Source organism: Mycobacterium sp., from assembly GCF_035653355.1.
GTDB lineage: Bacteria > Actinomycetota > Actinomycetes > Mycobacteriales > Mycobacteriaceae > Mycobacterium.
In genome coordinates this window covers 1-8,160 of record NZ_DASRBZ010000254.1, presented here as the reverse complement: position 1 = coordinate 8,160, position 8,160 = coordinate 1, and the positions used below count along the sequence as shown (strand labels likewise).

General features: G+C 65.8%; 10 protein-coding genes and 3 tRNA genes. 8 read left to right on the top strand and 5 right to left on the bottom strand.

Features of this window, described 5'->3' with window-relative positions:
- On the top strand, window positions 1-523 hold a 523-nt coding region (locus tag VFA16_RS08815), incomplete at its 5' end, for a phosphotransferase family protein (RefSeq protein ID WP_324967442.1).
- A 210-nt stretch (window positions 524-733) separates the two neighbouring features.
- Here VFA16_RS08815 and VFA16_RS08810 read toward each other — a convergent pair.
- Window positions 734-806, bottom strand: a tRNA-Arg gene (locus VFA16_RS08810).
- Window positions 807-847: 41 nt separating this feature from the next.
- Window positions 848-936 (bottom strand) — tRNA-Ser (locus VFA16_RS08805).
- A gap of 129 nt (window positions 937-1,065) precedes the next feature.
- On the opposite strand from VFA16_RS08805, the gene hisC reads away from it, so the two are divergent.
- A complete protein-coding gene (hisC, locus tag VFA16_RS08800; RefSeq protein ID WP_324967441.1) occupies window positions 1,066-2,148 on the top strand; it encodes a histidinol-phosphate transaminase in 1,083 nt (360 codons plus the stop codon).
- Window positions 2,145-2,612 carry a DUF4334 domain-containing protein gene (locus VFA16_RS08795; RefSeq protein ID WP_324967440.1) on the top strand — a complete coding sequence of 156 codons (468 nt, stop codon included), beginning with the start codon at window positions 2,145-2,147 and terminating at the stop codon, window positions 2,610-2,612. The genes hisC and VFA16_RS08795 overlap by 4 nt, the downstream gene beginning before the upstream one ends.
- A gap of 71 nt (window positions 2,613-2,683) precedes the next feature.
- Here VFA16_RS08795 and VFA16_RS08790 read toward each other — a convergent pair whose 3' ends face one another.
- Entirely contained in the window at window positions 2,684-3,274 is a 591-nt protein-coding gene (locus VFA16_RS08790; RefSeq protein ID WP_324967439.1) for a TIGR03086 family metal-binding protein, read from the bottom strand.
- Window positions 3,275-3,297: 23 nt separating this feature from the next.
- Here VFA16_RS08790 and VFA16_RS08785 point away from each other — a divergent pair, with 23 nt between their 5' ends.
- Genes VFA16_RS08785 through VFA16_RS08770 form a run of 4 tightly spaced genes read left to right on the top strand, consistent with a single transcriptional unit; the run spans window position 3,298 to window position 6,795 of the window.
- Window positions 3,298-4,122, top strand: coding sequence for a crotonase/enoyl-CoA hydratase family protein (locus VFA16_RS08785; RefSeq protein ID WP_324967438.1), 825 nt, complete (start codon window positions 3,298-3,300; stop codon window positions 4,120-4,122).
- A gap of 38 nt (window positions 4,123-4,160) precedes the next feature.
- Window positions 4,161-4,349: a hypothetical protein gene (locus VFA16_RS08780; protein ID WP_324967437.1), complete on the top strand. Its 189-nt coding sequence runs from the start codon at window positions 4,161-4,163 to the stop codon at window positions 4,347-4,349.
- A gap of 47 nt (window positions 4,350-4,396) precedes the next feature.
- Window positions 4,397-5,650 (top strand): lipase LipE, encoded by a 1,254-nt coding sequence (gene lipE, locus VFA16_RS08775; RefSeq protein ID WP_324967436.1) that lies wholly within the window; start codon window positions 4,397-4,399, stop codon window positions 5,648-5,650.
- Window positions 5,651-5,688: 38 nt separating this feature from the next.
- Entirely contained in the window at window positions 5,689-6,795 is a 1,107-nt protein-coding gene (locus VFA16_RS08770) for a hypothetical protein (RefSeq protein WP_324967435.1), read from the top strand.
- An 80-nt stretch (window positions 6,796-6,875) separates the two neighbouring features.
- Here the strand turns inward: VFA16_RS08770 and VFA16_RS08765 are convergent.
- Window positions 6,876-6,962: transfer RNA gene (locus VFA16_RS08765), tRNA-Ser, on the bottom strand.
- Between the two features lie 21 nt (window positions 6,963-6,983).
- A complete protein-coding gene (locus tag VFA16_RS08760; RefSeq protein ID WP_324967434.1) occupies window positions 6,984-7,502 on the bottom strand; it encodes a MarR family winged helix-turn-helix transcriptional regulator in 519 nt (172 codons plus the stop codon).
- A gap of 66 nt (window positions 7,503-7,568) precedes the next feature.
- On the opposite strand from VFA16_RS08760, the gene VFA16_RS08755 reads away from it, so the two are divergent.
- The coding region (locus VFA16_RS08755; protein ID WP_324967433.1) for an alcohol dehydrogenase catalytic domain-containing protein at window positions 7,569-8,160 on the top strand (592 nt) is incomplete at its 3' end.

Genomic DNA, 8,160 nt, shown 5'->3' with positions numbered 1-8,160 from the left:
GTCGTATCGCGAGTTCGAGAACTATCCCGGCCCGGAGCTTCCCGGTGTCAACGACGTCGCCAAATGGCTCGAAGAGCACCGGCCGTCGTCGTGGTCCCCGGGCATCTTGCACGGTGATTACCACGCTGCCAACGTGATGTTTTCGCGCATCGGGCCTGAGGTCGTCGCAATCGTCGACTGGGAGATGTCCACGATCGGTGACCCGCTGCTGGACCTGGGGTGGCTGCTGGCCACCTGGCGCCAGTCCGACGGGTCGACCGTATTCAGCCATACGCTCACCGAAAAGGGCGGGCTCGCCAGCACCGACGACCTGCTGGAGCGTTATGCCGCCAACACCACCCGCGACCTGTCGCACATCACCTGGTACACCGTGTTGGCCTGCTTCAAGCTGGGCATCGTGATCGAGGGCACGCTGGCTCGCGCGTATGCGGGCAAGGCCCCGAAAGAGGTCGGAGACCAGCTACATGCAGCGGCGGTGTGGTTGTTCGAGCGCGCGCTGATGTTCATGGACGGACAGGGCTGATTGCTGGCGCAGATACCGTGACCTTCGCCGCCCGCGGCGGCCTCGGCAGGACTTGGCGCGACACCCATCTGTCTCACGGGAGAGCCGGTACACCATTTGCCCGCCTCACAGCGATTCACCGCGAAATCGCTCGTAGTCGGGCACAAGCAATACCCCCGACGAGAGGAGAGTGGAGTGACTGATGCGACAGTCTCCGTTGCTTCGACAGAGCGCGCCCGAAGGGATTCGAACCCCCAACCTTCTGATCCGTAGTCAGATGCTCTATCCGTTGAGCTACGGGCGCCTGTGTTCAGTTATCTCGGTGGCTGAAAGGTCAGCCTGCGGCGGAGGCGAGAGGATTTGAACCTCCGGTCCCCGTTTAAGAGGACAACTCATTAGCAGTGAGTCCCATTCGGCCGCTCTGGCACGCCTCCTTGGACTTCCTGAGGGTACCTGAAAGCCGCCCGACCACAATGCCGGCCGTCCTGCGGCGCGAACAGCCAGTCTCGTGGCTGGTGAACCGCCGCGGCAGACCGTGCGCAGCCTCGACATATGCTGTCGAAGTGACCGCCCGCCTACGCCCCGAGCTGGCGGGCCTGCCCGCTTATGTGCCGGGCAAAACGGTGCATCGGGCTATCAAACTGGCCAGCAACGAGACGGTGTTCGGGCCGTTGCCCAGCGTTCGGGCGGCCATCGAAAAGGCCACCGACATCGTCAATCGCTACCCGGACACCGGCTGCACGGAGCTCAAATCAGCGCTGGCCAGACACCTCAACACGATTGCCGACACGGCCGGCTGGGCTCCGGAGCACATCGCTGTGGGTTGCGGTTCGGTAAGCCTGTGCCAGCAGTTAATCCAGATCACCGCGTCACCGGGTGATGAGGTGCTGTATGGCTGGCGCAGCTTCGAGCTCTACCCGATACAAGTGCAGGTGGCCGGTGCCACTGCGGTTCAGGTGCCGCTCTCGGACCACACCTTCGATCTGCACGCCATGCTCGCCGCGGTCACCGACCACACCCGGCTCATCTTTGTCTGCAATCCCAACAACCCGACGTCGACGGTCGTCGAGCCCGATGCGCTGGTTCGCTTCATCGAGGCCGTGCCCTCCCATGTGCTGATCGCCATCGACGAGGCCTACGTCGAGTATGTCCGCGACGGCATGCTTCCCGACAGCCTGGGTTTGGTCCGCTCGCATGGCAATGTCGTTGTGCTACGCACGTTTTCGAAAGCCTACGGGCTTGCCGGCTTGCGGATCGGCTACGCGGTCGGCCAGCCTGACGTGATCGCGGCGCTGGACAAGGTGTACGTGCCGTTCACCGTGAGCAACGTCGCACAGGCGGCGGCGATCGCTTCGCTCGAAGCCGCCGACGAGCTGCTGGCCCGCACCGACGCCGTGGTCGCCGAGCGTGCCCGGGTCAGCGCCGGGCTGCGCGATGCCGGGTTCACGCTGCCGCCGTCGCAATCCAACTTCGTCTGGTTGCCCCTGGGCGCGCGCACATCGGAGTTCGTCGAGCAGGCCGCCAATGCGCGCATCGTGGTCCGCCCGTACGGCAGCGACGGTGTCCGGGTCACCATCGGTGCACCGGAGGAAAACGACGCGCTGCTGCGGTTCGCGCAGAGCTGGATCGACAGGAGTAAGCGATGAGTGACGCGCTGGCGCGCAAGAAGTTCACCGAATTCAAGGAGCGCGCCGGCCGCATTTCCGACACCGAACTAGACGAATACTGGGCCGGCCTGCAGCCGGCCACCATTGCGGACATGATCGGCGAATGGAAGGGTGGCGAGTTCGACACCGGGCACCGCATGAATGGGCGCCTGGAGAAGGCCCGCTGGTTCGGCAAGACCTTCACATCAGCCTCCGAGGTGCAGCCTCTGGTGTGCCTGGACGACGAAGGCAAGAAGTTCTCCAACGTCGACATGGGCAAGGGCGAGGCCAGCCTGTGGATGGAGGAATTCCGCGGCGAGGTCACCGCGACGATGGTGTACGACGGCCAACCCGTCCACGACCACTTCAAGAAGATCGACGACGACGCGGTCATGGGCATCATGAACGGCAAAGGTGTGCTGGATAACGGCCGCTATTACTACTTCTACCTGGAGCGGGTTTAACGGCGCGTCGAGCGTGACGCTGCGGTCACGTTAGGCCACCAGCGTGACACTGCAGTCACGCTCGAGGGACTCTAGGCGTATCCGGCCGGGCGGCGGCCGGTGAAGGCGATCAGCCGGTCCAGCGGGCTGGCATCCCCGGGCACCTCGACCGGCTCGTCGAAGCCGACCTTCGACCGGCCCTGCGGCGTGATGATCTTGTGCGCCAGCTCAAGCACGTATTCGGCCAGTGAATCCGCGACATCCACGTCGTATCCGGTGGCCTTGGCGTAGTCCCAGGCGTGCACCAAGAATTCGATCGCCAGCACGCCGGCGAAAACCCTCGCGGGCGCTTCGTTGGCGCCCAGTTTCACCGTGCCCTGCAGGCCGTGGCGATGCCACGCGTCCAGGGCCGGCCGGGCCGCGGCCACGACCTGGCGCTCCACCGAGTCGTCGGCTTGGCGTGGCGCAAACTCCGCGCCAACCACTCCCCCGATGGTCGTGATGGAGTTCAGCAAGTGATCGGTCAACTTCGCCACGTCAAACTCTGAGCACGGCGTCGGGCGGGACAGGTCGTCGCGGGGTATCCGATGTAAGACCCGTTGCAGCACGCCCAGTGCCTCTTCAGCGCTGTCGAGCTCGTCGGTCGGTGGGGAATCAGGTCCGGGTCGCAGATCAGACGGCATGCCCGTAACGCTACGGTCTGGATATGGGCGACTCGTACGAATCCGTCACCATCGAAACCAAAGACCAGGTCGCGCAGGTGACGCTGATCGGGCCGGGCAAGGGCAACGCGATGGGACCCGCGTTCTGGTCGGAGCTGCCGGAGGTGTTTGCCACGCTGGACGCCGACCGCGACGTGCGGGCCATCGTCATCACCGGGTCCGGGCGCAATTTCAGCTATGGCCTCGACGTGCCCGCGATGGGCGGCTCGTTCACACCAGTGCTGGCCAACGGCGCGCTCGCGGGGCCTCGAACCGAATTTCACGCCGAGATACAGCGCATGCAGAACGCGATCAACGCGGTCGCCGACTGCCGCACCCCCACCATCGCCTCGGTGCATGGCTGGTGCATCGGCGGCGGCGTCGACCTGATCTCCGCGATGGACATCCGCTATGCCAGCGTCGACGCGAAGTTTTCGGTGCGCGAGGTGAAGCTCGCGATCGTCGCCGACGTGGGCAGCCTCGCTCGGCTGCCCCTGATCTTGAACGACGGGCACCTGCGGGAATTGGCGCTGACAGGCAAAGACATCGACGCGGCCCGCGCCGAGAAAATCGGTCTGGTCAACGACGTTTACGACGACGCCGACGCTTGCCTGGCCGCCGCACATGCCACCGCCGCTGAGATCGCCGCTAACCCGCCGCTGACCGTCCGTGGTATCAAGGATGTTCTTGACCAGCAACGGTTTTCGCGAGTGTCGGAGAGCCTGCGCTATGTCGCAGCGTGGAACGCGGCGTTCCTGCCGTCCAAGGACCTGACCGAGGGCATCTCGGCGACCTTCGAAAAGCGGCCGCCGCAGTTCACCGGCGAATAACGCGATTCGGCATGCCCGCTGCCGGGAACACTGCGGCTATGTCTACCTATCGAGTGATCAACCCGCAGGGCGAGGTCGTCGCCACCAAGGACATCGCCAGCGCCGATGACGCGCATGCATGGCTTGTCGACACGGTGGGCGACAAGACGGAGCTGGGCTGGCGGATGGAAGTCAACATCGACGGTGACTGGCGGTTCTTCGACCAGACCGACGGGGACCGGCCGTAGCGCGGGGTGCAGGCGCCGCCATCGGCCGCACACGTACCCTGACGGACGTGACCGACCCAGGCCCGCTTGAAGGCAGGATCCGTGTCCCGACCGACCTCGACGCCGTCACTGCAGTCGGCATAGAAGACCACTCGGACATCGACGCTGCCGCTGTCGAACGGATCTGGCAGGCGGTGCGCCACTGGTATCAGGCCGGCATGCACCCGGCGATTCAGGTGTGCCTTCGACACAACGGAAAAGTCGTGCTCAACCGCGCGATCGGGCACGGCTGGGGCAATGCGCCGACCGACCCGCACGACGCGGAAAAGGTACCGGTCACGACCGAAACACCGTTTTGCGCCTATTCGGCGGCCAAGGCGATCACCAGCACCGTCGTCCACATGCTCGTCGAACGGGGATGCTTCTCGCTGGACGACCGGGTCTGCCAATACCTGCCCAGCTACACCAGTCACGGCAAAGACCGCACCACGATCCGGCATGTGATGACCCACAGCGCTGGTGTCCCGTTCGCCCCCAAGCGCCGACCCGACGTCACCCGTGTCGACGACAGTGACTACGCGCGCGAACAACTGGGCGAACTGCGCCCGCTGTATCGGCCGGGGCTGCTTCATCTCTACCACGGACTGACGTGGGGCCCGTTGATGCGGGAAATAGTCTCCGCCGCAGCCGGAAAGAACATCCGCGAGATCTTGGCCACGGAGATCCTGGACCCGCTCAGCTTCCGCTGGACGAACTTCGGGGTTGCGCCGCAGGATGTTTCACTGGTCGCGCCGAGCCATGCCACCGGTAAGCCGCTGCCGGCGCCGATCGCCGCGGCATTCCGCAAGGCGATCGGCGGAACAGTGCACCAGATCATCCCGTACACGAACCGACCAGAGTTTCTCACCTGTGTGCTGCCGTCGTCCAACACCGTCTCGACCGCCGACGAACTGTCCCGGTTCGCTGAAATGCTGCGCCGCGGTGGGGAACTCGACGGCGTGCGGATCATGCGGCCGGAGACACTTCATGCTGCGGTGAAGGAATGCCGGCGGCTGAGACCCGACATTGCAACGGGAGGAAAGCCGCTGCGCTGGGGCACCGGCTATATGCTGGGCTCGCAGCGGTTCGGTCCGTTCGGGCGCGACGCTCCGGCGGCGTTCGGTCATACCGGGCTGGTGAACATCGCGGTGTGGGCGGACCCGGAGCGCAAGCTTGCGGCTGGTCTGATCAGCAGCGGCAAGCCGGGCAGAGACCCTGAAGCCAAACGCTACATCGCTGTTCTGGACCGCATCACATCCGAAATCCCCCGCGCCGCCGGGTAAGGGTTTGTGCTGTCGGGTTGTGGGCAACCCAGATCAGCATGGATTCCAGACGCTTCCGTGAGCTCGTGGACGCACATGGGCCGTTCGCATCGGTCTATTTCGAGGACTCGCACGACACCCAGGACGCCGCCACCCAGCTCGAGCTGAGATGGCGCGGGCTGCGCGAGGAACTTGTTGAACAGGGCGTCGACAAGTCGGTGATCGGCGACATGGAGCGTGGTGTCATGGATTTGCGGCCGCCGATCGGCCGCAGCGGCCGCGGAGTCATCGCCGGTGCCGACGGGGTCCTGCTAAACGAACATCTGCTGCGCCCGCCCGCTGCACCGATCGTGCGGGTCTCCGAACTGCCCTACATCGTCCCGGTCGTCGAGCACGGCTTCGAGTACCCCAACTACGTCCTGGTGGCGGTCGACCACACCGGCGCCGACCTCACCATCCACGTCGACGGCCGGCTGCGCTCCGAAACCGTCGACGGCGCAGGGTATCCCGTGCACAAAGCCGCCGGAGCCGAAACCGCGGGATACGGCGATCCGCAGTTGCGCACCGACGAAGCCGCGCGCAAAAACGTGCGCGCAGTCTCCGACCGTGTCGCGGAATTAGTCGACGGCATCGGGGCCGAAGCGGTTTTCCTGGTCGGCGAGGTGCGCTCCCGCTCGGACCTGCTGACGGCACTGCCGGAGCGGCTGGCCGACCGGGCGGTAGCGCTAGATGTCGGGGCGCGGCACAGTGGACACGACTTCGATGAAGTGCAGCACGCCATCGAGGCTGAGCTCCTCAAGCGCCGGCTTGCGGTGATGGACCATGCCGCGCAACGGTTTTCAGCCGAAATCGGGCGGGCCTCCGGCCTGGCCGCCGAGGGCCTCGGCCCAGTCTCTTCGGCGCTGCGCCAAGGTGCAGTGGACACCCTGATCATCGGCGACGTCGGGGACGCCACCGTGGTCGCCGACGAAAAGCTCACCACAGTTGCCCCGAACGCCGAGGTGCTCTCCGAGCAAGGCGAGGCGCCGGCCAAGACGCTACGGGCCGACGAGGCATTGCCGATGTTCGCGGTGCGGATCGGGGCATCGCTGGTTCGCACCGACGAGCGCATCGCCCCGGCTGACGGTATCGGCGCGGTGCTGCGCTATGCGCCGACGCTGCACTAAGCACTGGAGCGGCGCGAAGCAGCAGCAAGGGTTCTAAATCTCGGTCCGCAGCAGCCGTGGCTTCTGCCTCGCGCAACGAGCGGTGGCGGAGGGATTTGAACCCCCGGACGGTTTTAGCCGTCTCTCGCTTTCAAGGCGAGTGCATTAGGCCGCTCTGCCACGCCACCGTCGACAAGCGTAACGGTGCGTCAGACCCGCGCGATCTTCGCCGACTGGCTGGGTAGCGTCAGTCCCGCGCTGATCCGTCGGCAGTTTTCCCCCATCGCGGCCATCTGGGCCCGCGACAAGTGGCCGAGGAAATAGCTCCGCACACCTTGTGCGTAGGTGGCCATGGCCTCCTCCGCCACCGTGCGCCCCTCTTCGGTGATGGTGGCCACCACGCCTCGCCGGTCATCGGGGCAATGGCCACGACGCACCAGCCCTTGTGCTTCCAGGCGACGGATCTGTCGGGTCAGCCGACTGGGCAGCGACGGCAAGGCTTCGGCCAGATCACCCATCCGGGCCGAGCCGCCGTCGGCGTTGTCGAGGATGTCGAGCACCCGCACATCCGAGAGCGACAGCTGGTGTGCCTCGGTCAACCGGCGGTTCAGCGTCGCGTACACCCGCACCGCGCAATCCAGGAAGTTCTGCCACGATTTCTGCTCAGCGATATCGAGCCCCGGCATGTCACCGGGGGTTCGGCCGCCGATCAGGCTGCGGCTCGCCATCTCGTAATGCTATGCGACGCATCGTCTCTGGAACAGCCCAAATCCGCTGGTAGTAGCCTGTCGACCATGCATGCGATCGTCGCCGACTCTGCCGGTCAACTGGTGTGGCAGGAGGTTTCTGACCTGCAGCCCGGCCCCGATGAGGTCCTGGTTAAGGTCGCGGCCGCCGGCGTCAACCGCGCCGACGTGCTGCAGGCGGCGGGCCATTACCCGCCTCCGCCGGGAGCCAGCGAGATCCTCGGCATGGAGGTGGCCGGCGTCGTCGCCGCGGTAGGCGAGCATGCCGGCGACTGGGCGCCTGGGCAAGAAGTCTGCGCTTTGCTGGCCGGCGGCGGCTACGCCGAATACGTCGCTGTTCCCGCTGGTCAAGTCATGCCGATTCCCGGAGGCGTGGAGCTGCACGACGCGGCCGGTCTGCCCGAGGTGGCGTGCACGGTGTGGTCAAACCTGGTGTTGACCGCAGATTTGAGCGCCGGCCAGCTACTGCTGATCCACGGCGGCGCCAGTGGGGTAGGCACGCACGCTATCCAGGTCGCCCGGGCGCTGGGCGCTCGCGTGGCGATCACTGCCGGTTCCCCGGCGAAGCTGCAACTGTGTCGCGAGCTAGGCGCTGAGATCACGATCGCCTACCGCGACGAGGACTTCGTGACGCGGCTGC